The 24,005-nt window shown below is 38.7% G+C and carries 20 protein-coding genes and 1 riboswitch; of the genes, 9 read left to right on the top strand and 11 right to left on the bottom strand.

All coding sequences use genetic code 11. The features are described from left to right. Positions 1-5 precede the first annotated feature (5 nt). Positions 6-1,862, bottom strand: a complete 1,857-nt coding sequence (locus JL102_RS02930; RefSeq protein ID WP_202242214.1) for a TonB-dependent receptor — start codon at positions 1,860-1,862, stop codon at positions 6-8. Between the two features lie 96 nt (positions 1,863-1,958). Then, a riboswitch (cobalamin riboswitch) is annotated at positions 1,959-2,170 on the bottom strand. A 100-nt stretch (positions 2,171-2,270) separates the two neighbouring features. On the opposite strand from JL102_RS02930, the gene JL102_RS02925 reads away from it, so the two are divergent. From JL102_RS02925 to JL102_RS02915, 3 genes are read left to right on the top strand one after another with little or no spacing between them, the layout of a single operon-like run. Continuing rightward, complete coding sequence (locus tag JL102_RS02925) at positions 2,271-3,419, top strand: ABC transporter substrate-binding protein (RefSeq protein ID WP_202242212.1); 1,149 nt, start codon at positions 2,271-2,273, stop codon at positions 3,417-3,419. A 1-nt stretch (position 3,420) separates the two neighbouring features. After that, positions 3,421-4,476, top strand: a complete 1,056-nt coding sequence (locus tag JL102_RS02920; RefSeq protein WP_317191605.1) for an iron ABC transporter permease — start codon at positions 3,421-3,423, stop codon at positions 4,474-4,476. Then, entirely contained in the window at positions 4,473-5,486 is a 1,014-nt protein-coding gene (locus tag JL102_RS02915; RefSeq protein ID WP_202242210.1) for an ABC transporter ATP-binding protein, read from the top strand. Before JL102_RS02920 ends, JL102_RS02915 begins: the two co-directional genes overlap by 4 nt. A gap of 53 nt (positions 5,487-5,539) precedes the next feature. Here JL102_RS02915 and JL102_RS23945 read toward each other — a convergent pair whose 3' ends face one another. Further along, complete coding sequence (locus JL102_RS23945; protein WP_202242208.1) at positions 5,540-6,766, bottom strand: BspA family leucine-rich repeat surface protein; 1,227 nt, start codon at positions 6,764-6,766, stop codon at positions 5,540-5,542. Positions 6,767-7,145: 379 nt separating this feature from the next. On the opposite strand from JL102_RS23945, the gene JL102_RS02905 reads away from it, so the two are divergent. Together JL102_RS02905 and JL102_RS02900 are read left to right on the top strand one after the other, a co-directional pair. After that, positions 7,146-8,474, top strand: coding sequence for an NAD(P)/FAD-dependent oxidoreductase (locus JL102_RS02905; protein WP_202242206.1), 1,329 nt, complete (start codon positions 7,146-7,148; stop codon positions 8,472-8,474). An 11-nt stretch (positions 8,475-8,485) separates the two neighbouring features. Further along, positions 8,486-10,273 carry a 4Fe-4S binding protein gene (locus JL102_RS02900; RefSeq protein ID WP_202242204.1) on the top strand — a complete coding sequence of 596 codons (1,788 nt, stop codon included), beginning with the start codon at positions 8,486-8,488 and terminating at the stop codon, positions 10,271-10,273. Positions 10,274-10,306: 33 nt separating this feature from the next. Here the strand turns inward: JL102_RS02900 and JL102_RS02895 are convergent, their stop codons facing one another. The 4 genes from JL102_RS02895 to JL102_RS02880 form a co-directional block, all read right to left on the bottom strand. Further along, positions 10,307-12,235, bottom strand: a complete 1,929-nt coding sequence (locus tag JL102_RS02895; protein ID WP_202242202.1) for an ATP-binding protein — start codon at positions 12,233-12,235, stop codon at positions 10,307-10,309. A 172-nt stretch (positions 12,236-12,407) separates the two neighbouring features. Then, a complete protein-coding gene (floA, locus tag JL102_RS02890) occupies positions 12,408-13,412 on the bottom strand; it encodes a flotillin-like protein FloA (protein ID WP_202242200.1) in 1,005 nt (334 codons plus the stop codon). Positions 13,413-13,414: 2 nt separating this feature from the next. Further along, positions 13,415-13,885, bottom strand: a complete 471-nt coding sequence (locus tag JL102_RS02885; RefSeq protein WP_202242198.1) for an NfeD family protein — start codon at positions 13,883-13,885, stop codon at positions 13,415-13,417. A gap of 33 nt (positions 13,886-13,918) precedes the next feature. After that, on the bottom strand, positions 13,919-16,069 hold the full coding sequence (locus JL102_RS02880; RefSeq protein ID WP_202242195.1) for a WG repeat-containing protein: 2,151 nt from the start codon (positions 16,067-16,069) through the stop codon (positions 13,919-13,921). 94 nt (positions 16,070-16,163) lie between these two features. On the opposite strand from JL102_RS02880, the gene JL102_RS02875 reads away from it, so the two are divergent. Then, a complete protein-coding gene (locus JL102_RS02875) occupies positions 16,164-17,525 on the top strand; it encodes an MBL fold metallo-hydrolase (protein ID WP_202242193.1) in 1,362 nt (453 codons plus the stop codon). Between the two features lie 4 nt (positions 17,526-17,529). On the opposite strand, the gene JL102_RS02870 is transcribed toward JL102_RS02875, so the two are convergent. Beyond that, the gene (locus JL102_RS02870; RefSeq protein WP_202242191.1) at positions 17,530-17,835 is read right to left on the bottom strand and encodes a hypothetical protein; all 306 of its coding nucleotides are present in this window, start codon (positions 17,833-17,835) and stop codon (positions 17,530-17,532) included. 152 nt (positions 17,836-17,987) lie between these two features. On the opposite strand from JL102_RS02870, the gene JL102_RS02865 reads away from it, so the two are divergent. The 3 genes from JL102_RS02865 (at position 17,988) to JL102_RS02855 (ending at position 21,347) form a co-directional block, all read left to right on the top strand. After that, positions 17,988-18,182: a hypothetical protein gene (locus JL102_RS02865; RefSeq protein ID WP_202242189.1), complete on the top strand. Its 195-nt coding sequence runs from the start codon at positions 17,988-17,990 to the stop codon at positions 18,180-18,182. Positions 18,183-18,220: 38 nt separating this feature from the next. Then, on the top strand, positions 18,221-19,045 hold the full coding sequence (locus JL102_RS02860; protein WP_202242187.1) for a DUF817 domain-containing protein: 825 nt from the start codon (positions 18,221-18,223) through the stop codon (positions 19,043-19,045). 232 nt (positions 19,046-19,277) lie between these two features. After that, positions 19,278-21,347, top strand: coding sequence for a glycoside hydrolase family 97 protein (locus tag JL102_RS02855; RefSeq protein ID WP_237390319.1), 2,070 nt, complete (start codon positions 19,278-19,280; stop codon positions 21,345-21,347). A 99-nt stretch (positions 21,348-21,446) separates the two neighbouring features. Here the strand turns inward: JL102_RS02855 and JL102_RS02850 are convergent, their stop codons facing one another. From JL102_RS02850 to JL102_RS02835, 4 genes are read right to left on the bottom strand one after another with little or no spacing between them, the layout of a single operon-like run. Then, entirely contained in the window at positions 21,447-21,929 is a 483-nt protein-coding gene (locus tag JL102_RS02850; protein ID WP_202242183.1) for a c-type cytochrome, read from the bottom strand. 1 nt (position 21,930) lies between these two features. Further along, the gene (locus JL102_RS02845; RefSeq protein WP_202242181.1) at positions 21,931-22,566 is read right to left on the bottom strand and encodes an SCO family protein; all 636 of its coding nucleotides are present in this window, start codon (positions 22,564-22,566) and stop codon (positions 21,931-21,933) included. Further along, positions 22,553-23,092 (bottom strand): CopD family protein, encoded by a 540-nt coding sequence (locus JL102_RS02840; protein WP_202242179.1) that lies wholly within the window; start codon positions 23,090-23,092, stop codon positions 22,553-22,555. Before JL102_RS02840 ends, JL102_RS02845 begins: the two co-directional genes overlap by 14 nt. Before the next feature lie 31 nt (positions 23,093-23,123). Further along, on the bottom strand, positions 23,124-23,936 hold the full coding sequence (locus JL102_RS02835) for an MOSC domain-containing protein (RefSeq protein ID WP_202242177.1): 813 nt from the start codon (positions 23,934-23,936) through the stop codon (positions 23,124-23,126). Positions 23,937-24,005: the final 69 nt, after the last annotated feature.

Below are 24,005 nucleotides of genomic sequence, written 5' to 3'. Positions count from 1 at the left end.
AGTATTTATTTAAAATTATATACAAGGTTAAGTTCATAGTTAACACCAGGCATAGCCCTATTTTCCAAAAGCACATATTCCTGATCAGCAAGGTTATTGATCTTCCCGGCCAGGTTAAATGTATGTTCATTCCATTTAAACCTCTTTCCTAATTGTAGATCTATTATTCCGAATGGGTCCATTTCTCCATGACCTACCGTATAACGCATACCAGTATATTGAACATTTGCCTGTCCGTACCAACTTCCCCTATTCGCCTGTAAACTGTAAGTAAGCCTATGCTTTGGTGTATAAGCTAATTGATGACCTACTGTAACATCTCCTGCGCTCACAGCATCTACATTTTCAGTTTGGTTATAAGAATAAATGAAGCTACTTTTTAAATTCAATTTTCCGAATGAAACGCCATAGCTAGCACTTAACTCCAGCCCCTGAGCATGCACTTTTCTCAAATTATTGGGGGTCCAGTAGCTACTTTCCTGGATCCATATTATCCAATCTTCCACCCACATTTTATAGACATTCAGATTAAATGAGAACCTTTTCTCAGTATAAGCCATCCCAACTTCCACATTATAACTATCCTCTGGCTTTAAACTTAAGTTTCCTCCCGGATCCCAATACCTATCATTTAATGTAGGAATACGGTAATTGCGAGACGCCTGAAAATCAAACTTAATATTATCTATCCCTAAATAAGCCACAGATACAGATGGGGCCAACGGTGAGTTATACCCAGACACTATATTTTGTCTAACATTGAAGCCTGCCTCCCAATCTCCTTCCTTGTATAACATTAAAGCATAAATGTCATATCGATCCTCCTGCTTATCATCTCCGTACCCATCTACATCAGCATTGATGTGATTCCACATAACACCTGATTTCACACGAAAATATTTTGAAACATTCTTTTCATATGAAATTGCATTCAGTAGCTGCCCTGTCTTAGTAATGGATGACGATCGATTATAATTAAGGTAGTCATTCAAATAGCCTAGCCTATAAATAAAATATCCGACTTTAGAATTATTATGATAAGAAGCAGCCAGCCTTAAACTTCGATCTTGCTGCTCATCATTATTATTTAAGTTGCCATTAGTAGGCTGCAATTCTCGATCATTATTATTAAACCAAGCATTAAATAATAACTGCTGACTACTTGATATCTTGTGATTAATCTCTTGATTGAATCCAAAATAAGTATAAGCTGCATTATTTTGCTTTATCTCGGTTTTTCTTATAGGCATGTAGTATTCAAAATCATTATCAGACTGCTTATAATATGCCTTAGTCTTAAACTGCCAATGATCATCGCTATAATCTGACAAAAGCTGAGTACCATTGGAACCGAAGCTCCCCACAGACTGCCCTAATGAGAGCTTATACCCCTTCCCCCATTCTGGTTGAGAATTTAAATGAATCGACCCTCCAAGAGCGCCGCTGCCAGCCAAAGCACTTGCTGAACCATAATGAACGTAAATTTCATCCGCACTATTTAAAGGGATCAATGAAAAATCTGTTTGCCCAGAAGTCGGTGAGTTAATATTAAAACCATTCCAAAGCACCGCAGTGTGATTTGCTCCTGTGCCACGAAAGGAAATAGTAGATAACATATTATTTCCGTAGGATTTTAGATAAACAGGAGTAGTTACAGATAACATTTCTGCCAATGTATTAAATCTATACATTTCTTTTTGAGAGCTATCTACCTCCACCACCTTCTGACCTACTATATATGATTTATTAGGTATACCATAAATAATAACATCATTAAGCAATAAAGAATCCGACTGTTCCTGCGCAATCCCAATTTGAAAACACCAACAAAAAATTATCCCTAAAAAGATTGTTTTCCTCATAAATGATCATTCATGAAGCTTTAAGTGAGGAGACAGGAAGGCGCACCAAAATAGAATGCATGGGCATCTGCCTGAAGCCATAACTCCCGAAAGCTTCGTTGTAAATTGAATATGGCAGGTCTCCTGGCTTACTCTTCATCATTGAGCCTTCCCATCAGTTTATAAAAGTGGCTTTAAGAATTAATGATGAATTATATTGAGCTTACAGTTGCGGGTACAGCTCCGGCCTTTTCTCATGAATCACCGGATTCCCTTTTAATTATTACGTCCTGTTACAGAGGCAATAAACCAACATTCTTAACAAAGGTAGCTAAAGATTTATTTAAACCAACAAAGGCCTCTTACTTGCACATTAATTTCATAATACTGTATGTTTGTCATAGTCATTTACTTTAGCGCTCTTAATAAATGAATAGATTTAACGTTTATATTTTCACCATAACTTGCCTTCTCTTCTCTTGTAGCCAAAAACAAGAGACTGACGAATCATCACAAAGTAAATCTTCAACCCAAGAAAGTGTAGCATTAGAAGATGCAGTTAATTTCTCCATTACCCGGCAGGGCAAAGTGACTCACATAGAAGTAAAGCAACCTTACCAAGGCGCTAGCACCCCGGCTCGCTATCTGTTGGTACCTAAAGAAGAAAGTGTGCCTGAGCATAGTGAAGAAACTGTTGTGGTGCGCACTCCAGTATCAAGAGTAGTTTGCACGGCCACTGTGCATCTGCCGTCTTTAGAAATGCTTGGTGTTCAAAATACGCTAAAAGGCTTCCCTAGCACCAAATTTATTTCGTCCGAAGCCCTCACACAGAGAGTAGAATCTGGCGAAATCAAAGAGCTGGGTATGGACTCCAAAATAAACATGGAAACTCTTACAGAGGTAGACCCTGAGGTGGTATTTGGATATACGATGAATGGAAACTCTCAAGATTTAGAGCAAATAAGCAGATTAGGAATACCGGTAGTGTTGCAGGCAGCTTACCTGGAAGAAACACCATTAGGAAGAGCCGAGTGGATAAAGTTCATAGGCGAGTTTTTTAACAAAGCTGACCTGGCTCAAAAAAAATATAGTGAGATTAAGCAGCAATACCTGGCAGTGAAAGAACAGGTTAAAGGCTTGAGTGATAAACCAACGGCCTTCACTGGCGTTGTGTATAATGATGTTTGGTACATGTCTGGAGGAAATAGCTGGGCGGCTCGCTTCTTTGACGAAGCTGGCATTGATTATTTATGGAAAGAAGATAAAAGTACGGGCAGCCTCTCTCTGGCATTCGAAGCGGTATATGACAAAGCTGCTGAAGCTGACTTATGGGTAGGAGCAGGCCAATACAAAAGCCTGGCAGAACTTACTCAAGCCAACCCCAGATATAGTGAATTTGAAGCTTTTAAAAACAATGAAGTATATGCCTACATAAAAAGAATTAATAAAAACGGAGGTAACGATTACTTCGAAACCGGAGCTGCTCGCCCTGACTTAATTTTGAGTGATCTGGTAAAAATAGCGCACCCCGAATTACTTCCTGAATACGAAACCTTCTTCTACAAAAAGCTAAACTAACTTGAACGACTTGCTACCCCAGAAAAGAAAATATACTCTCTCGCTTCGGGTAGCATTACCTTTTTGCATTTTAGTTCTATTCATTTTAGACCTGTTTTTAGGAAGTGTACACATACCAGTAGGTGAAATTCTAGAAATCATTTTCACCGGGCAGAGCTCTAAAGTCAGTTGGACTAACATTATCTGGCAGTTTCGCATGCCCAGAGCCATCACCGCACTTCTGGTAGGTGCAGCACTATCGGTAAGCGGGCTACAGTTACAAACGCTTTTCAGAAATCCGCTTGCTGGGCCATTTGTTTTAGGCATAAGCACAGGAGCCAGCCTGGGTGTAGCTCTCATGGTAATGGCCGGATCCATTCTAGGTGCTGTTTTCTCGTTTTACATGAACAGCTGGCTTATCATCTTAGCCTCCACCATAGGCTCTTCATTAGTATTATTTCTGGTATTGGCAGCCTCTTTTAAAGTAAGAGACAGCATGACCTTACTCATCATAGGCCTCATGTTTGGCAGCTTTACCGGCGCCATTGTAAGTGTACTCCAGTTTTACAGCAATTCTGAAGAAATAAAAATATACCTCATCTGGACTATGGGCAGCTTGGGCCGCCTTTCCTGGGAGCAGATCATAATTCTCACCCCTATAGTCATCGCTGGCATAGGCCTTTCTTTTTCCATGATCAGACCCCTCAACACCCTTCTGCTCAGCGAAAACTACGCCCTCAGCATGGGAGTGAATATTAAAAAGGTAAGGCTCATTATTATTATCAGCACCAGTATTTTGGCTGGCAGCGTTACAGCTTTTTGTGGCCCTATTGCTTTTGTAGGTCTAGCGGTGCCTCATCTTACTCGGCTTTTGATCAACACTTCCGATCATAAGTACACCCTCCCTGCTGTAGCTATGGGCGGAATAATCACTATGTTTATTTGCGATATTGTTTCTCAAATTCCTAATAGCGAATTTGTACTACCTATCAATGCTGTAACTTCCCTTATAGGGGCTCCGGTAGTGGTATGGGTACTTATCAGAAAAAAAAATATTAACCGGGCCTTTGGCAAATGATACCTATAGAAAACAATGATATAGCCATGATATTGAAAGATCTTTCAGTAGGGTATGCTTCTAAAAAAGTAGTATCACCCATTTTGGAAGAGATAAACCTAAAGCTACCTTATGGTCAGCTCATATGCTTCATGGGGCCCAATGGCGTAGGTAAATCAACCTTATTAAGAACCATTTCAGGTATACAAAAACCATTATCCGGTCAAATAGTAATAGATGGAAGAGAAGTGAACCAAATAACCCCTGAAGCTATGGCCAAAAGCATCAGCTTGGTTTTAACAGACCAAATAAATGCTGGCAACCTTACTGCACGAGAGGTGATAGCACTTGGCAGGTATCCGTACGTAAGCTGGAATATTAACTTTAGCAAAAAAGACCTGAAAGCCATTGAAAAAGCCATTAAGCTCACTGAAACAACCTCTTTTATAGACAGGAAGACTTACGAGCTTAGTGATGGACAACTACAAAAAGTAATGATTGCAAGAGCACTAGCCCAAGATACACCTATCATCATATTAGATGAACCCACTGCCCACCTCGATCTAAACAACAGAGTAGCTGTAATCAATTTATTGAAAAAGCTAGCAGAAAATACTGGTAAAGCCATACTTATGGCTACCCATGAGCTAGACTTAGCCCTCCAAACTGCCGACCGACTATGGCTAGCTGGCTTCAACGCCCCTATTATTTCAGGGATTCCGGAAGATCTGGTGCTCAACGGAGCCATTGATAAGGTATTTCAACTAAAAGGCTATGATCTTAGAACTGGCCAGCTAGAAAAAAGAAGTCTAGGCAAAAAAGTTAATCTCTCCGGGCAGGGGCATGAATACCTTTGGACAAAAAACGCCTTGGAAAGAAATGGTTTTGAAATTGATTCTGCCGCAGAGCATACCGTTTCTTTTTCTTTAGAAAACGATGAGATTACTTGGCAGATAGAAGGTGAAGGTATAGCCATTACTAATACGCTGGAAGAACTGGTTATTCACCTCAATAAACTCTTAAAATATTAAAAAAGGCAGCACTCCGAAAAATGCTGCCTAAATTAAATTAGAATTATGAAATCTTAATTACAAGAGGCTGACAAAGCATCCCCTGAGATAGTCCAACTCTTTTGTATTAGCGAATTTCTGGCCAGCTGATCACAGTATTCCAGCCCCTGAGCTCCTAAATTTACGCCTGGGATAGCCGCTTGCTGAGACCATCCTTGTAGTGTAGCGTCATAATTAGCTACTGAAAGTTTAGTATTAAACAACATATTGGTCATATTAGAGACAGAAGTTATATCCCAATCTCCTAAACTTTGATTAAAAGCTGTAGCTCCAAGAAACATACTAGACATATTGGTTACACTACCCACGTTCCAGCTGCTTATATCCTGATTAAATGAAGTGGCTTGAGCAAACATTAACCCCATGTCTGTAACATTACTCACGTTCCATCCAATTAAATCAGTATTAAAAAGCTTGGCCTCCACAAATGCCTCTCTCATATTAGTTACATTATTTAAATTAGGAGTATCCTTAAAGTTACCTGTCACATTCACACATTTATAAAAAGCTCCACTAAAGCTTTTCCATGCTATATTACCCCACTGCTCTATAGTCATAAGTTTCGCTGAGTTCTCTGTTGAGTTTCCTTTGAATTTTATTCCTGGGAATGAGCCTGTTATCTCCACATAGTACGTGCCTGCTTTTGCATATTCATGCGATGTAGAAGAGTTAATAACGGAATTGCTAGAACCGTCTCCCCAATTTACTTTATAGCTTGAAGAAAAATCAGGGTTTACAGGTATAGTAATACTTTCATTGTCAGATGTCGTTTTCCATGTAGTAACAAAACCTACAAACTCATTTACATCTTTAAGGGTAATTGTAACGGACACGATTTGAGACTCCGCTCCTTCTGCTGACACTTCTACAGTAGCTTTTAACTCTTTATAAGTTTCATAGTCGAACAGTTTTTCATCAGCCACCAAAAGCTCACCTGTTTCTTCATCCACGGTCAAAGCTCCTACAGGCTCTTCAGTAGTAATGGCAAAAGACAATGTACCTTCATTAACTTCCGCAGTAATAGAACCTAAAGAAGTATTTGCTTGAGGGTTTTCGTCCATACTAAGAACGAAATCACTGACTGTAATGACTATTTCAGTTTCCCCATCACTTCCATCTCCTCCATCTTCTTCTCCATTATCAGGGTTATTAGGACCAGCGGTAGGCGTACCAGGACCTGGAGCGGGTGTTACATCATTGCTGTCATCATCTCCACAAGCTGCAAATAAAAAAATAAACACAATGCAAACCAGACTTCGAAAACACTTTAAATTCATCTCAAAAAATTATTATTTGTAAAAAAATCACTCTATCTCTAAAAAATCTACTGCTCAACTACAAACAACATCACTGATGCTATTAAAAAACAAAATTCAACCTATTGGGAAACAAGTTGCTATTTAAAGCCTATCTTAAATTACGAATCAAGCCAATAAAAAAAACAATTTTAATAATCCTTATATCAATACAATGTAATGAATTCATTGAATGATCAAATTAACGAAAATATTCCGACCTACAGCAATCAATAATCGACGAAGTGAGTTTTTTATCCATAAACGTCAGCCTCATTTTTATTTCTTAAATGATTGATGATCTTTACGATAACATAAAAGGCCTATGAAACATGTTGTAATTATTGGGAATGGGATATCGGGTATTACTGCTGCCAGACACATAAGAAAGGCCAGTAATTTTAAAATCACCGTTATTTCTGCTGAGTCAGAACATTTTTGGTCGCGCACAGCCCTGATGTACATTTACATGGGCCACATGAAGTACGAACATACCAAACCTTATGAAGATTGGTTTTGGAAGAAAAATAAAATCGAGCTGATGCATGATTATGTATCTAGCATCAATTTTAAAGAAAAAAAGCTTCGGCTAGCTAAAGGTGAAAACATCTCTTATGATTCTTTAGTACTGGCTACAGGCTCCAAACCCAACAAGTTTAACTGGCCGGGACAAGACGCAAAAGGCGTTTGCACCATGGTAAGTCTGCAAGATCTCGAAAACATTCAGAAGTACACTACTAATATTTCTAAGGCTGTAGTAGTAGGCGGCGGACTCATTGGAGTGGAAATGGCAGAAATGCTTCATTCAAAATCAATTAAGACCACATTTTTAGTAAGAGAAGAAAAATTTTGGCGCAACACCCTTCCATACCAAGAAGCTGATTTAGTAGGTAGGCATATATCAAAACATCAAATAGACCTAAGACTGTCTACTGAGCTAAAAGAAATAGTTACAGATGACCGCGAACAGGTAAAAGCCGTGATCACCTCCTCCGGAGAAACTATTGAATGTGAATTTGTAGGGATAACTACTGGAGTGCATCCTAATATAGAATTAGTTAAAGATTCCGCACTTAGCACTAACAAAGGCATTTTGGTTAATCAGTTCTTACAAACTAATATTCCTGATGTATATGCCATAGGAGACTGCGCAGAACAAATAGAGCCAATAGCTAACCGACCTAGCATAGAGCAAGTATGGTACACAGGAAAAATAATGGGTGAGACTGTAGCCCAAACCATATGCCGCTCTCCAAAGGCTTATCAACCCGGGCCGTGGTATAACTCAGCCAAGTTTTTTGATATAGAATACCAAACCTATGGACATGTACCCCATATTGCCCAGCCACATGAAAATAGGTTTTACTGGGAGCATCCTTCAGGAAACAAAGCCATGCATTTTTGCTTTCATCATAAAACAAATGCTTTTTTAGGGGTTAATACTTTCGGAATAAGGCTAAGACATAACTTACTAGATAGCTGGCTGCGAAAGCCTACCAGCATACAACAAGTGATTGAGAACCTAAAAGCCGCCAACTTTGACCCTGAATTTTTCGCCTCTTACGAAAAAGAGATAACAGAACAATTTAATCAACAGTACCCTGAACTAAAAGTGAAGCCACACAAGAGAAAAAGAATAGCAGGCATCTTCTAAACTGACCCACTATGCGCACCCTATTGATCCAAAAAGCAGGAATGAGTTTATTTATATTAGCATGTACTCTTTTAGCGGCCATGTTATTTATCAATAAATATGAGATCAGTCGTTCTCAATTAGAAACAGTACTATCGCCGCAAGACTATTCCAAGGTCTCTAATTTCATCAGCCCTATCATAAACCATGAATACACATCAAGTATAAGTTTCAATGCTGACTTAGAGAAGGTATTAGATAGCGCTAACCAGAATATACAAAGCACTTTTAGCATCTCTAATGCTGACTTGGAACACAGCATAGCCAGTTTCCCTAATGAAAACATCACTTTTAACAATGAAATACTGGCCTCTAACTTTGCTAATGACAGCATCTATAACTACAAAAAAGACAAGCTGCGAACCTACACCAGCTGGATGAACGGTAAAACTTATGAGAACAAAAAGGTTTTAAAAGAAGAGTTACAAGGAACTACAAAAAGCATAAATGGAAGCCTTAACAGCCACCTGGGTTTTGATAATTATAAATTGAACACCCTAAAGCTTTCTATTACAAGAGCAGCTAATTCAACACCTATAAAAGACAGCCCCCTTCTTTGGCTGGGCCTCACCATTGGGCTAGGCATCTTCGCGGCAATGCTTTACATTCTACCTAAGCTAAGTCAGCTACCAGGCATTAAGAATGATGGCGTATTTCAAAGCGCTCATACAAGCAGAGGTTGGATCGGCTACAGCATAGGAGTTATGCTCATTTTGTTTTATGTACTATTATACTGGTACCCTGAATACATGACTAACTGGATGATTATGGTAGATCCTGTAAGCCAAGTATTAAACGGTGGCCCTGCTAGCCAATGGTTTTTCTATGGTCTACTATACACTATTGCCATTATTGTGATGGGTATAAGAATGTTTATTAAATACAGGCACAGCCAATACCACATAATAAGAACCAGTTCTGTGATGTTTTTTCAAACTTCTTTCGCCTTCTTAATACCTGAAATACTGATCTTACTGAACCAGCCCAGCATGGATCTGAAAAATATATGGCCTTTAAACTATACCTTTTTCTTTGATTATAATATACAGAACCTGATCAATAGCGGAGGACTGGGATTGTTCATGCTAGTTTGGGGCATTATACTAGTACTGGTGGCTGTACCGGTAATCACCTATTTTTATGGCAAACGGTGGTACTGCTCTTGGGTATGCGGCTGCGGTGGGCTGGCCGAAACACTAGGAGACCCTTACAGGCAGCTATCTGATAAATCTTTGAAATCATGGAAAATAGAACGCTGGATGGTACATGCAGTATTGGCCTTTGCCATAATGATGACGACAGGCACGCTATACACTTATTTCACCGGAAGCGGTAGTCTTTTGGGTTTAGACACTTATTATATAAGGTCTGTTTATGGATTTTTAATAGGTTCCGTTTTTGCGGGAGTAGTTGGTGTAGGCTTTTATCCTGTAATGGGAAGTAGAGTGTGGTGCCGTTTTGGATGCCCACTAGCGGCATATTTAGGCATTATTCAAAGGTTTAAATCCAAGTTTAGAATCACTACAAATGGAGGCCAATGTATCAGCTGCGGTAATTGCAGCACCTACTGCGAAATGGGAATAGATGTGCGTTGGTATGCTCAAAGAGAGCAGAATATTGTGCGTGCATCTTGTGTGGGCTGTGGTGTTTGTGCTTCGGTTTGCCCCAGGGGTGTCTTAAAACTAGAAAATGACGATCCTGACAATAGGTTTGAAAAACCTATCCGCATTAGTAATAGTAAAATTGAAGTTTTGAACTAACCTTTTCGGAAAATTTAGACAGAAACAACAGTCTTATTTTTCAATAAACCTCGGAAGGGTAAAGGAAAAAGTACTGCCCTTTTGTAATTCGCTATTTACATAAAATTCTCCATCATTATCCCTAATCAACTCCTGGCAAAGAATAAGCCCCAATCCGCTTCCTTTCTCATTTGAGGTTCCTACCTGACTATCTTTACTCCCCAAATCAAATAAGCGATCTATATATTTCTGAGACATGCCCACGCCATTATCTATCACTGATACTTTCACTTTATTCTGGTAGTTAAAAGCACGGATTTTGATCTCTCCATCTGGGTAAGAAAATTTGATTGCATTCCCTATGAGGTTTCTTACTACAGTATGAATAGAGTTACTATCAGCCAGCGCCAACACACCCTCTTCACTATAATCTGACAGGGTAATTCTTTTTGAAACGGCCATTAAAGTATAAAGCTCAATATTTTTACTAATAAGATCATTAATGTCCACCTTCTCAACCTCCAGCTTTTGTGTCTTTGTCTGCCTGATAGACCAAGCCAAAAGATTATCAAGCAATTCACTAAGGTTATTTAATGATTGGTTGATTTTACCCCCCATTTGCTGAATATCATCTTTTGAGAGCATATCTATATTATTCACCAATAAATTAGAAAAGCCTTTCAGGGAATTTAATGGACTTTTTATATCATGAGAAATGATTGAAAAAAGCTGATCCTTACCTTTATTCATTTGCATCAGGTGTTCCTTTTGCGTTTGTATTTTCGCATTTTTTACCGCCAAAATATTTTTCTTGTTTCTGTTAGACTGATAAGCCCAATACACCAATACAAGAATGATAAGTACCAATATAATTACAGAAATAAGGGCATAAGTAAGAATATCCTTCTGCCTGAGGTTAGCCTGCTGTATCTGTTTATCTTTTTGTAATAGCTTGATCTGATTTTCTCTGTCTTCGGCATTGTATCTTTGCTTCAATTCCTGCAGATGCTGGTTGTTATTCTCGCGTAATAGTGAGTCACGGGCATCCATATTGAATTTCAAATATGTATAGGCCTTTTCATAATCACCTTGCAACTCCGCTATCTTCACCAACACCTTGCTGGCATTTTCAAGAGCAATATTAGAGTGTGTTTTTAATGCAAGATCTAACGCCACCTTGGCAGTATCATATGCCTGACGAAGCTTGTCTGTCTGGATATACACATTTGCCATATCCAGCCTATTCTCTATCAAGAAAATATCATTATTAACCTCTATATAAAAATCACCTGCTATTCGGTAATAGTCCAGCGCCCTTTCATACTCCTTATTTTCCTCCATTATCTTACCCAGGTTACCATAAGCCGTACCTAAATCCTTTTTCTCGCCCCTTATTTTCTTTATCTCTAAGGATTTCAAAATATATTCTTCCGCTTTTTCCAGGTCATCAAAATACTGAAGATAAACCAGGCCTATATTATTCAATGCCTGCGCCTCACCTTTCAGATCATTAGCCTTGCGAAACAGATCAAGCGCTTCTGTAAAATACTGTAATGACTTCTCCCAATCTCCGGAATAACCATAGACAATACTGATGTCATTAATAGCATTACCTATTCTCACGCTATCTCTCAGCTCTTTATAAACATCAAGCGATTTAAAAATATACTCCAAGGCCACATCATACTGCCCCTTGTCTCTCTTTAAACGACCCAGGTTAATGAGGGCGTCACCAAGACTTTCTTTATAACCTAACTTTTGTGCCTCTTGCAAGCATTTTTCAGCATAATGTAACGCCGAATCAAGATCGGAATTTTGATAAGCCATAGACAGACTAATCAACCCTTTGATCCTGATAGTATCATTTGACTGTAAAATCACGGCTCTAAGGCTATCTATCCTATGCACTTGTCCCTTAGCAGTAAACACTCCGAAGAAACAACACATCATAATATTAGCTTTCACTAAGAATCTGGGCATCATCAATTTACACATTTCTAAACAATGGCGGTAAAAATCATACTTAATTGATTCTTGACAAAAATTATTTTAGCATTTCACGTTGAAACGTCAAAATATTTATTTTAATACACCATTTAAAAAAGTAAAAAGGCTATCGAGAGTTCGATAGCCTTTATTAACTTAAGATTTTCAATTATGATTTATTGCCTTTGTCTTTAGAGCCGCTAGAGCCACCTCCTGGTTTAGCAATAGCTTCTCTCATTTCGGTATCAGCTTTTATATTATCCATTTTATAATAATCCATAATACCGAGGTTCCCAGTTCTAAAGGCTTCAGCCATAGCTTTTGGCACATCTGCCTCAGCTTCAATCACCTTGGCCCTTGCCTCCTGAGCTTTAGCTTTCATTTCCTGCTCATGAGCTACCGCCATAGCTCTTCTTTCTTCAGCTTTAGCTTCAGCCACCTTCAAGTCAGCAGAAGCCTGATCTGTTTGTAACTTGGCACCAATGTTAGTACCAACATCCACATCAGCTATATCAATGGAAAGAATTTCAAAGGCCGTACCAGCATCAAGCCCTCGCTGCAATACCAATTTAGAGATCTTATCAGGATTTTCTAGCACTTCTTTATGAGTACCAGCAGAACCGATAGATGTAACTATACCTTCACCCACACGAGCAAGAATAGTATCTTCCCCAGCACCACCTACTAGCTGTTGAATGTTCGCTCTTACCGTAACACGAGCAATAGCTATCAGCTGAATACCGTCGGCGGCTACAGCGGCTACCTTAGGAGTAGTAATTACCTTAGGGTTTACTGATATCTGAACAGCTTCAAAAACATCTCTACCTGCCAGATCAATAGCCGTAGCTTGTTTAAAGCTAAGGTTTATATTGGCTTTATCAGCAGAAATAAGTGCTTTAATAACAGATGGAACATGCCCACCAGCCAGATAGTGAGTCTCCAACTCTTTAGTAGTTACTGTAAGGCCTGCTTTAGTAGCCGTAATAAGAGAGTTAACCACCACCCCGGGAGGCACCTTTCTAATTCTCATAAACATAAGCTCGAACAAGCCTACTTTAACATTTGAGAATCGGGCTGTAATCCATAGCCCTACAGGAATAAAATAAAGAAATACGAAAAAGATGACGATCCCCAGGAAAACAATAAGGACAATGCCAATACCTGATAATTCCATGATTAAATAATTGGTTCTACAAAAATATTATTAGTACTAATTTTTATGATTCTTATTTTGGTGCCGGTATCTAGGTAATTACCCAAAGATTTTACTTCAAAAAGACCATTTGTAAACTCGGCCTTGCCTATTGGCTTAAGGGTGGAGACCGTTACTCCTTCATCTCCAACTGTTAAAACACTGGTAAGGCCTTCATTTACCTTACTGGAAATAGTATCCTTTAGTGAAAATTTTTCCCAGGTACGACCTTTAAAACTAAAGTATAACGACACCCCTAACAAAATGGAGCCTCCTGCCGTGAGCCATATACCAATATCTACACCGAAATAGACAAAGCCTAAATAAACTCCGAATAAAGCGGCAATAAACCCCAGAAGACCTACAAAAGTAGTTCCTGGCACAAAGAGGACTTCAATAACGATCAAACCTATCCCTACTATAATCAGGGAAGTAACAGTAATCCATTCTAACATAAGAGAGCACTTAGTGCGATAAAAGTAGTAAAATTATGGAAGCTCTACTTCTTTCCATTCAGTTTTTTTCATGGCCAGGTAATGTGAATGAGCCTTATCAAAATATAGTTTATCATAGATAAGAGGAATCACATCTACACCATGTAAGTTAATAACACCATATTTCTTGAACTTTTTCACAATAACCCTTCCATTACCCAAGTCAACCAGCTCGTCATATTTAGGATTTACGATGAGCCTGCCCGCCTTATTAATAAGGCCTTTTTTACCATTCTTTATGATAACATATCGCCCATTGCTTTCATGATAAACAGAATCATAGTCAAAAGCAGACACTTTGGTTCCCTGAGCATTAATGAGTCCCATGCCGGAGTTTGTAGACGCAATACTTAAACCATCTTCAAATCCACTTACCCAATTATAAAGAGGCTGCACCACTATTCGCTCTCGTTTATCAATAAAACCCCAACGCCCAAGTAGCTTAATAGCCGCCAGCTCTTCGCTAAAATTGCCTACATCATCATATCGGTTAGCTATTCGTAATCTATTCTGATTATCTATAAAACCATATTGCCCATTTATCTTTACAGGATAAAAGCCTTCTGTAGGCTTTCTCACTTCCTGATACTTTTCGTTGGCAGAAGGTTTGTTTAAAATTCGTCCTTCAAAATCTACTTTCCATACTGATCCATCATTGAGGTATTCTAGTAGATAGTTTTCAAAAACCTCCACCTTGTTTTGAGTAAAATAAACAGTTCCGTCTTCAAAACTCTTCAAATTAGTAAGGTTTCTATCCAGCTCCAGATAGTAGTCATCATTTATAACCTTAATAAACTTAGGCTGCGGAAAAACAATCCAACGGCCTACTTTATCTATCACTCCATATTCTCCATGAAATTTCACCATCAGGTAGCCATCAATTACGGGAGTTACCTCGTCATACACACAGTGAATCACCTCATCACCTGCTCTATTGATGAAACCCCAATATTTACCTTTTTTCACAGGATAGATATAACTGGTTTCCGGCCCAATGTTGTCATATAACTGTGTAGACTTTTTAACTCCATGCACATCATACAATGACCATTTTTTCACCCCTCCTACTTTCTCTCTGCAATAAATCATATCATTACTCAAATAAACAGAGTCAAAACGGGCGGAAAGCACCTCTTTAGAGTCTTGAGTCATCACTCCCCACTTTTGTTTTTTACGAAAAGCCATTAAGCCATCTGGTGTGTAAACCAACTCATCAATATTTTTGGGAGTAAGTGCATTACCTACACTATCTATAAGCCAGGTTTTTTCATTACAATACACCTGCAGATAATCTTCGCTTACGGGCTCTACATCATCAAAGGCTAAAGTATCTATTTCTGTCTGATCTTGATCAAGAATGAACCATGTATTAAAATCCAACTTCTTGGGCACCTCTCCGCTGAGGTCAAAATCTTTACTTCCAACAGGGCTAACCATTACTCCATTGGTATTTACAAGTCCTCTTTCGTGGTTTTCAAAAACCACGGCATAACCCGCTTTAAAAGGACTTATGCTGTCTAAAGAAAAATCAACAATCTGCTTACCATTGTCATTATAGATAGCGGTTTTATTATTCTGATTTTTAACGGCATACCGTAAGTTCCCCAAAGGAATAATTTCCTTATAATTCATTGGTAATATTTCCTTTCCGCCCAGATCAACCACTCCATAACGGTATTCCCTTCCACTTTTATTAGAAACTATGGCTCTCAGGTCAGATATAGTGATAGAAGCATATTTAAATGGTAGCGCTACTTTTCCATCAGTAGAAATGGCCCCTAAAAACTCCCTTTGTGAAACCTTCCCTTTCTTAGCAGCTATAATCAATCTCCTGCCTGAAGGGTAAATTTGCATATACTCAGGCTTCGTAATTATTTCATTACTAAGGCTGATTAGGCCCCATCCTTCTGCTGTTTTATAGCCAACAGTGTTATTAACCACCTCTAAACCACCTTTACTCCAGCCAATAGATTCATACTTAGCTGGTATTACAACATTACCCTCTGTGTTTTTAAGACCTTGTTTGCCTTGATCCTCAAAAAGCTTATAAGGATCTCCGGCATTGGCAAAAACGCCAAAGGAAGATGATAAAATAATGAGATTAAAAAGTAAGAATAAGTGTTTCATCCTCAATGTCGTGGTCATGACAAAATAGCTATTTTTTGCGATATTTGTTCTAAATAATTTGGGATATACCCGTACATAATATTTTGCAACTGCAATATAAAAAATTAGAACCATGTATATAGAGCAATTGTATACTTCTTGTCTCGCTGAGGCTGCATATTACATTGAATCTGAGGGAGAAGCGGCCATTATAGATCCTCTCCGAGAAATTCAAACCTACCTGGATATGGCGAATCAGCGAGGTGCGAAAATCAAATATGTGTTTGAAACACATTTTCATGCTGATTTTGTTTCCGGACATATAGATTTAGCAAAAAAAACCGGAGCAACTATCATTTATGGCCCAAAAGCCCAGCCTGCTTATGATGTATACACTGCTAAGGATGGAGAGGTATTTACCATTGGTAAACTCACCATTGAAGTACTCCACACCCCTGGACATACTCCTGAATCGTCTTGTTTTTTATTGAAGGATGAAAGTCTTGAAAATCATGCAGTATTCACTGGAGACACGCTTTTCGTAGGTGATGTGGGCAGACCTGATTTGCTAGATGGTGTTATGACCAAAGAAGAGCTGGCCGCTATGATGTATGACTCTCTGAATAAAAAAATAAAGCCATTGGCCGACGACGTGATTGTATACCCTGCACATGGTCCAGGATCTGCCTGCGGCAAAAATATCGGCAAAGAAACCTTTTCTACCATTGGTGACCAGAAAAAGAACAACTACGCACTGCAAGAGATGACCAAAGAAGATTTTATCTCAAAATTAACCGATGGCATCTTACCTCCTCCTCAATATTTCTTTGAAGACGCAAGAATCAACAAAGAAGGTTATTTATCTATTGATGAGATTATAGAAAGAAACAACAAAGCTTTATCTGTAGATGATTTTTTGAATGAAACTGAAAATGGAGCCATTATACTAGACACCCGTAAGCCTGATGATTTCGAAAAAGGCTTTATAGCCGGAGCTATTAACATTGGCCTGAATGGCCAATATGCCGTATGGGTTGGCTCTTTGTTCCATATCAATCAACCACTGGTTTTAGTAACTGAAGAAGGGATGGAAGAGGAAGCCGTAATACGCCTGGCCCGTGTAGGATATGAAAATGTAAAAGGCTACCTGGCTGGAGGAATAAAAAACTGGCCTGAAAGCCTAGATAATATAGAAAGTATAATGCCTGAAAAAGTGAAGCTATCTTCTGAAATATTAGATGTAAGAAAGGTAGGCGAATTTAATAATGGGCACATAGAAGGAGCGCAATTATTAACTTTATCAGAGATGCCTACTAACCTGCAAGCATTAGATAAAGACAAAACTTATTTTGTACACTGCGCAGGGGGCTATAGAAGTATGATAGCCGCTTCTCTCATGAAGAAAAATGGCTTTAGACATCCTATTAACGTATATGGTGGTTTCAAGGCCATGGAGGAAGCCGGGCTTCCGGTGTTAGTACCTGAAAAAGCTTAAAAGACTAAACAGGAAGGGGGTAAGCGATCAATTTATAGAACTTATCCCTTTCTTCTTTATTTCTTTCGTTTGGTTCTCTAATGTATTTTTCCGTAGCTGCCACGGCACAAAGCTCATTCAATGAATAACGCTCCCCAATAATTTCATTAGGCAAGTAGTCATATTCATCAAGCATATACTTATACACTTTTGCTAGCTTCTTTTTTGTTTTCACAGCACCATATACTTCGAGTATATCAAGAATAGACCCTTCTCGGTCTAGAACTTTGTGTAAAGATTCAGCAAGAAAATGACTTTTGGTAGATAGCATGCGTCGTTTAGATAGTTAAACAAGCCACCCAATTTCGGATTATTTCATGTAATATTCAACTAAAATTTCACTTTTTTAACATCCCCTAACCATCCAGAAAACTCAATAAAACAATATTAAAACCTTTTTTATTATGGTTCGTAAAAACCATTATGAGATTCTTAATTTCCATATTACTCTGGTTCATACTACTGGCTCTTTGCTGGCCTTTAGCCATATTGGCTTTCTTTGTATGGCTTATTTTACTACCCTTTCAGCTTTTGGGCTTTGCCATTGGTGGAGTATTTAAGATAGTAGAAGCCATTTTGATGTTTCCATTCAGAGTAGCTGGTCGTATGACTCGCTAACCATCTGAAATCATCTGACAATTGACCTCAATGGATAATTGAAACGAATACATCAACAAATAGCTATTAGACTTTCTGGCAATAGCACAGACAGTTCATTCATTATTTTTTTAAAGAAACTGTTGCTGTTTGGTTGGTTACAAGCCATTTCATGCATATTTCCTGTAATAATATTTGTTTCACTGGCCTTTTCTTCGGTAGCTACTGGGTATATCCCAAGATATGAACTGCTCCTAATTATTTGTATATTGGCTCAGGTTATTATGTATAAAACAGGCCTGGAAACTAAAGATGAGGTATATGTCATCTCTATGTTTCATATACTTGGATTAGTCATGGAACTTCACAAGGTTCATCATGGCTCATGGTCATACCCAGATTCAGCGTACTCTAAGTTTTTAGGTGTACCGTTATATTCTGGATTTATGTATGCTAGTGTTGGTAGCTACATCTGTCAGGCCTGGAGAAATCTCCAACTCACCGCTCTACATTGGCCTAAAAAAATATTAGCTATTGTTATAGGTGCTGCCATCTATCTTAATTTCATCACCAATGCCTACTTACCAGACCTTAGATTATACATTATAGCGGCACTCATCATTATATTTTGGAGAACCAAATTTAGCTTTACTCTTGACGGTAAAACTCATAAAATATCAGCTATTCTATCCTTCATTCTCATCGGTTTTTTCATCTGGCTGGCAGAAAATATTGCCACCTTCTTTGGCGCATGGAGGTATGCTTACCAGCATAATGGCTGGCAAATAGTAGAGTGGCATAAAATCACCTCTTGGAGTTTATTGGTAATTGTAAGTATTATAATAGTAGGACAACTGAAAATTTTCAAAAAAGAAGTTTTATAACTTATAAAAAAATCAGCTCTTCTTCGCAACCGTTTGCGCTCTCCGAAATTCAACAATCTGATGTAAAAAGGCTTTTATCAGGTTTTTTGAACGCAAATTTGAAAAGAGCTGTCTCAAAAAAGAGTTATATATTCAATACCTTAGTGCAAATAACCAAATGCACAGTTCAATGTTAAAATATATACCTCATGCTTTACTACTGGTATTTTTGACTATAAATTTATCATGTCAAATGGCTGTAGAATCAGAAGCTCCACTTATTGTTCAATCTCCCTCAGGAGATAATTCTGTATCCTTTTTCTTAAATAAAGAAGGGGAGGCAGGCTACAAAGTAATGTACAAAAACCAGTCGGTGATAGACTCGTCTTGGGTAAGCTTTGACTTCACCAATATGCCCTCTATCAAAGGAAGCCTTAAAGTATTAAACACTACTACCGATACGAAAAACGAAACCTGGTCAATGCCCTGGGGAGAACAGAAGGAAGTAGTCAATCAGTATAATTCACTCACTGTAGAATTGCAGGAAACATCAGAATTGCAAAGGAAATTTTCTATGATTTTTAAAGTGTATGATGACGGTGTTGGTTTCCGATACGCCTTTCCTAAGCAGGAAAACATGAATGAAGTGCTTATTGCCAATGAGAACACTGATTTCCAACTCACAGGTGATCACACCGTATGGTGGCAACCTGGCGATTGGGACATCTACGAGCACTTATACAATAAATCTAAGTTTTCAGAAATTGATGCCACCACCAAAAGGGATCATCCTAACCTGGCTCAGACCTACATTCCTGTGAATGCAGTGAACACTCCTGTGACCATGAAAACAGCTGAAGGCTTATACCTAAGCTTTCATGAGGCCAGTCTGATCAACTACTCTGACATGACCTTACAAGTAGATCCTGCTACTTTTAAAATGAAAAGCAACCTCGTAGGTTCTGAAAACACAGAATATAAAGTAAAACAACAAACTCCTTTTAGTACTCCATGGCGTACTATACAAATAGCCGACAAAGCGGGTGACCTTATTGAATCTAAGCTTATCGTTAACCTGAACGAGCCTAATAAGCTGGGAGATGTATCATGGTTTAAGCCTACGAAGTATGTGGGCATATGGTGGGAGATGCACCTGAACAAATCTACATGGGATATGAGTGCACAGCAAGATATGGGATCTTTTACCGATAAGGCCAAGCCTCATGGTAAGCATGGCGCCACCACCGAAAACGCAAAATACTACATAGACTTTGCCGCTAAAAATAATATCCATGGCATTCTGGTAGAGGGGTGGAACACCGGATGGGAGCACTGGATTGGCTTTGAAGACAGAGAAGGTGTTTTTGATTTTGTTACCTCTTATCCTGATTATGATTTAGAAGAAGTAGTGCGCTACGGAAAAGAGAAAGGTGTAGAACTGATCATGCACCATGAAACCTCTGCAGCGCCACGTACTTATGAGCAGCAGATGGAAGCCGCCTATAAACTAATGAAAAACCTAGACATACATGCAGTAAAAACAGGTTATGTAGGCAAGATTATACCTAAGGGAGAATATCACCATGGCCAGTGGATGGTAAACCATTATCAAAAAGCACTTGAGACGGCAGCGAAGTACCATATAGCAATCAACGCTCATGAACCGATTAAAGCAACAGGGTTAAGAAGAACCTATCCTAACTTTATCTCCAGAGAAGGGCTTAGAGGTCAGGAATTTAATGCCTGGGCTAATGACGGAGGAAATCCCCCTAACCACCTGCCAACCATTGCTTTCACCAGAATGCTGGGCGGCCCTATTGATTATACCCCTGGTATTTTCAACATCAAGCTAGACCCGTGGAAAAAAGACAATCAGGTAAACACTACGCTAGCTCAGCAACTGGCCTTGTACGTAGTAATTTATAGCCCGGTACAAATGGCTGCTGACCTTCCCGAATATTATGAAGCTCATGATGATGCCATGCAATTTATCAGAGATGTAGGAGTAGATTGGGATGAAACGAAAGTACTCAATGGAGAAGTAGGAGAATATGTTACTATCGCCCGAAAAGAGAAAGGCACTGATAAATGGTTTATAGGATCCATAACCAATGAAGAAGCCAGAGCGCTAACCATTAATCTTGATTTTCTGGATGCAGGCAAAACCTACAAAGCTACTATTTATGCTGATGGTGAAAATGCCCATTGGGATGATAACCCCACTGAATATGTAATAAGCAGTGAAGATGTAAACAATTCTTCTCAGCTCCAAGTTAAGCTAGCTCCGGGTGGCGGAGCAGCCATAAGTATTTTACCGTTATAAAGAGTTAAAAGTAGCTCAAACATAAAAGGCCTGAATTTATTTGGCATCAAACTGATCCATTTTAAATTCAGGCCTTTTCCTTTAAGAGATTGCAGAAACCTATTCTTTCTTACACTCCTTCATAATTTTATTTACTTCTTTAACATTTAGTATGCCTTCAGACCTACCCCAAGAGTTATATATAAATGTCGTAATTTCAGCAATTTCCAGATCTGTAAGCCTAAAGTTACCGGGCATTACCTGATCAAACACCTTTCCATTGACAGTAATTTCGCCATAAATCCCATTCTTTATAATACAAGGGACTTCTTTCATTCTGCCATCCAGATAATCAGAATTTTTTATGGGTGGATATAAAGAGGCCAGCCCTTCTCCATTTTCCTGATGGCAGTTACTGCAATGAGTATCATATAACTCTTTGCCTGCATAAATGTATTGATCAAGCTTTGCATCTCCTTTGGAAACCATCGGCTCTTTCTCTGCCTCCTTGATGATAGAGCCAGACTCTGAGGAACTGTTAGATGATTTTCCACATGAAAGCAAGAAGGTACAGGCCGTTACAAGTACAAGTAAATTTCTCATATTAACTTTCTTTTCTAAGCACTTCTATGTCCTTCATCAAAACATCAACATCCTCTGGCTTAGTGCCGTCATATACCCCTCTTATGTGTCTATCTTTATCTACCAAAATAAAGGCTCCGCTATGGATATAACCTCCTGGCTCAGAAGGATCCTCTGAAGCACTTACCATATAACTGGTTTGCCCAAGCTGGTAAATAGCATCTTTATCTCCTGTAAGGAAGTGCCATTTATCGGTATTCTCCACTCCTAATTTCAAAGCAAACTCTTTTAACACATTTACACTATCATGCTTAGGATCAATGGTATAAGAAACTAAGGCAACATCAGAAACATCTTGAATAGTATTATAAATACGCAGCATCTGAGCATCCATTTTAGGGCAAATGGTAGGACATGAAGTAAAGAAAAAGTCCGCAACATAGATTTTATCTTTAAAAGTATCATTACTCACCCAGTTACTATCCTGATCTACAAATCTAAAATCAGCAACAGTATGATATACGGTATCTGTTTCACTATACTCATGCCTTCCTAAATAAGGTAATTTCTTATCTCCAGACTCCTTAGAGCCTCCACATGAGGCGGCCAGTGCTGCGATTATTACGGCAACTATTATTTCTAACTTAGCTTTTTTCATTTTTCTCTCTTACTTTTTTATATAATCTGATGGCCAACATTAAAACTACCGTAAAGCCGATAAGTCCTGCCAACCCCCAAATCATGCTTAATGCACTTTTTAATATTATAATAAAAACGATACCGACCAATAAAATGGTGGCTACTTCATTCCATACTCTTAATTGCTGAGAAGAATATTTATACTCATCCTTTTGCAAGGATTTAAATATTCTATGACAAAGAAAATGATAAACGTAAAGCAAAAGAACCAAACCAAGCTTGATGTGCATAAAGCCTAGCGACAGATAAGAAGGCACATAGCTCAGCACCCATGTCCCGAATATTAAAGTAAGTATAGCGGATGGCCAAGTTATACCAAACCACAGCCGGCTACTGTTTCTTTTGTATTCCTTAATAAGGATAGATCTATCTGGCTCAGGTTTTTCATTGGCCTCTACCTGATAAATAAACAGCCGGACTATGTAAAATAGTCCCGCAAACCAGGTAACAATAAATATAACGTGTAGTGCTTTTACGTATAACATCTGATGTCAAAGTTAAGCACCAAATGCCATTTTAAAGCGGATCATAGGGAGAATCTTTATAAGATAAGACCTCAATATCATCACCTACTTTAATTTCTCCAAAATCTATCGGTATTGCATGCTGACCAAAAACCACTTTCCCGTCCACCTTTTGTTTAGCTAAAGTGGCTAAAGGTTCTTTTCCTCGCTCTCCTGTAATAGGATCTATAGTAGTAAGCACACACCTGACACAAGGCTTCAGTCCCTTAAAATTATTATAGCCAATTTTAAAGTCTTTCCAGCGCAACTCATCATAAGCTTCTCCACCTGAAAAAATAAGATTTCCTCTAAATCGATCTACACTCAGGTGAGCCCCTGCTTTCTCATTAATATCATGCAGTGACTCCGACCCTATCATGAGTATGGGATATCCATCTGCAAAACTTACCGTTTCATCACCTGTAGACCATTGCCCACTTATTCGCCTCTGTGATGAATCTGGCATGTAAACCAGCTTACAGGCCAGGCCAGCCTTTTCCCCTATCCAGCTACCCCACTCCTCTTCACACTCTATCGCGTCCACAGTATCATCCCAAATAGACACCTCCACCGGCTTACCATTTTCATATTGAAAAGGAATCGTTAAGCAGTCGCCAGATTCTCGGTCCTTAATTTTAAAGCCATTCATCTCCATGGTCACAACAAAAGATAATAGCTCACTATGCTTTCGAGCCGTAATAAACCGATTATTTTCATCTACCAACATATAACGCCTGTCATACTGAAGGCCACGTGATTCTACTTTAGCCTCATTAAGACGAACACCCGGCAAGGATTTAATAGGATAAATAATTATTTCATTCAAGAACATAACCGATTTTTTAAAGCTTTATTAATGAAATTAACTATATCAACCTCTGCTAAGTTTATGCCA

The organism is Fulvivirga sediminis (assembly GCF_016757215.1).
Classification (GTDB): domain Bacteria; phylum Bacteroidota; class Bacteroidia; order Cytophagales; family Cyclobacteriaceae; genus Fulvivirga; species Fulvivirga sediminis.
Note: the sequence above shows the minus strand (reverse complement) of the source record. Positions and strands in the feature narration are given on the sequence as shown.